General features: G+C 47.6%; 3 protein-coding genes. 2 read left to right on the forward strand and 1 reads right to left on the reverse strand.

Annotation, left to right across the window (positions count from 1 at the left end; genetic code table 11):
• Positions 1-1,169, forward strand: a 1,169-nt coding sequence (gene mpl / locus ACTHUE_RS15575; RefSeq protein WP_440423939.1) for a UDP-N-acetylmuramate:L-alanyl-gamma-D-glutamyl-meso-diaminopimelate ligase, incomplete at its 5' end; no start/stop codon positions are given.
• A gap of 222 nt (positions 1,170-1,391) precedes the next feature.
• Positions 1,392-2,045: a DUF1287 domain-containing protein gene (locus ACTHUE_RS15580; RefSeq protein WP_049333815.1), complete on the forward strand. Its 654-nt coding sequence runs from the start codon at positions 1,392-1,394 to the stop codon at positions 2,043-2,045.
• A gap of 115 nt (positions 2,046-2,160) precedes the next feature.
• On the opposite strand, the gene ACTHUE_RS15585 is transcribed toward ACTHUE_RS15580, so the two are convergent.
• Complete coding sequence (locus ACTHUE_RS15585) at positions 2,161-2,289, reverse strand: FeoB-associated Cys-rich membrane protein (RefSeq protein ID WP_003683546.1); 129 nt, start codon at positions 2,287-2,289, stop codon at positions 2,161-2,163.
• Positions 2,290-2,452 lie beyond the last annotated feature (163 nt).

Here is a 2,452-nt window from a genome sequence, read left to right on the forward strand (position 1 = left end):
GTAATGTTGCCAAACGCGGCATGGATGTGATTGAAGCCATTTTGAATAAAGGCCTGCCTTACATTTCCGGCCCGCAATGGCTTGCTGAAAACGTATTACACCATCATTGGGTACTCGGTGTAGCCGGCACACACGGCAAAACGACTACCGCCTCCATGCTCGCCTGGGTCTTGGAATATGCCGGTCTCGCTCCGGGCTTCCTGATTGGTGGCGTACCGGAAAACTTCAGCGTTTCCGCCCGTCTGCCACAACCCCCGCGCCAAGACCCTAACTCAAAATCCCCATTCTTCGTTATCGAAGCCGACGAATACGATACTGCCTTTTTTGACAAACGCTCCAAATTCGTACACTACCGTCCGCGTACCGCCATTTTGAACAATCTTGAATTCGACCACGCCGACATTTTTGCCGATTTGGGCGCCATTCAAACCCAATTCCATCATTTGGTACGCACCGTGCCGTCTGAAGGCCTCATCGTCTGCAACGGCCAACAGCAAAGCCTGCAAGATACTCTGGATAAAGGCTGCTGGACGCCCGTAGAAAAATTTGGTACCGAACAAGGCTGGCAGGTTGGTACCGTCCATGCCGACGGCTCGTTCGACGTACGTCATCACGGCGAAACAGTCGGACACGTCGCGTGGGAACTGATGGGCGAACACAACCGTATGAACGCCCTCGCCGTTATCTCCGCTGCACGTCATGCCGGCGTCGATATTCAGACGGCCTGCGAAGCTTTAAGTGCATTTAAAAACGTCAAACGCCGTATGGAAATCAAAGGCACGGTAAACGGCATCACTGTTTACGATGACTTTGCCCACCACCCGACCGCCATCGAAACCACTATCGAAGGTCTGCGCCAGCACGTCGGTAACGCACGCATCCTCGCCGTCCTCGAGCCACGTTCTAACACTATGAAACTCGGTACCATGAAAGCCGCCCTGCCCGCAAGCTTAAACAATGCCGACCAAGTGTTCTGCTACGCCGGTGGCGTGGACTGGGACGTCGCCGAAGCCCTCGCGCCTTTAGGTGACAAACTGCACGTAGGCAAAGACTTCGATGCCTTTGTTGCCGAAATTGTGAAAAATGCCGAAGCAGGCGATCATATTTTGGTCATGAGCAACGGCGGTTTCGGTGGAATACACGGGAAGCTGTTAGAAGCATTGAAATAGCCTTCTCCAATAACTAAGGCCGTCTGAAAAGTTTTCAGACGGCCTTTTATCATATGCCAATTTAAAATCTATATTTACAAAAAATGTTTTGGTAATACCCAAATAACACTCATCTATTATTTGCCCGTACATACTTGCTCAAGACCATTTTTCCATTATGCATTGCCAACCCACTCAAAAATCTGATAATAATGCAGACAACATCTAAGCCGTGCATATATCATGAAACACAAAATAGCCTTTAAGCCCATAGTTCTCAGTATTGCGCTTTCTATCCTTCTGATTACAACAGTTGTATTTTTTGCTCGTCATCACAATTCTATCCTAAGTATTAATACCGATTTCCTACAACAAAAAATTACCGAACCCAAAGGACCATCACCGAAAATCGTACAATCTGCGCGCAACCAAATCGGCAAAACCCTTCGTTACGACCCAGCTTACACGAAGCTCACTTATCCGATGGGAGATGTGCCGATATCAAAAGGCGTTTGCACAGACGTCATTATCCGTGCCTTGCGCGACCAAAATATAGATTTGCAAGATCTTGTTCATCAAGACATGAGCCGCAACTTTTCCGTCTATCCGAAACGCTGGGGTTTGAAACAACCTGATACCAATATTGACCACCGCCGCGTACCTAACCTAATGACTTATTTCACGCGTCAAGGCTGGGCCGTTCAAGATACAAACTATCAAGCTGGCGATATTGTAACTTGGGAACTGAAAGGCAACCGTCCCCATATCGGTATCGTCTCCGATCGAAAAATCGGAGACAGGCCCCTGATTATCCATAATATCGGTTCAGGAACCCGTGAAGACGATGTCCTCTACCGCTACACCATCACTGGACATTTCAGGCTTCCCGTTCAATAAATCCTGGTGCTAAGCTCTAAATACCTAGTTTTGCATCTGAAAAGCCATAGAGCAATAAAAAAGACCGTCTGAAACCATTTCAGACGGCCTTTTACTTTTACCTAACCCTCTTTATTTAACCACAACCGCCGCATTTACCGCAGCCGCTGCTGCAGTCGCGTTTTTTCGGTTTGAATACGAATTTTCGCAAGAGGAAGAATACGCAGGCAAGCATAATCAAGCCGACGATAATATATTGAGTCATGATGATAGTATCCTTGAAGAAATTTGGTAAACCACGAATGCGGCAAAATAAGCCATCAGGAACAAATAGCCTGTAATCATAAGCATATTTTTCGTGGATTTGGTTTCGCGTCTAATCACGGTCAAAGTCGCGGCACACATCGGAGCATACACATACCAAGCCA

The sequence above is a fragment of the Neisseria sp. P0021.S005 genome (genome assembly GCF_051956955.1).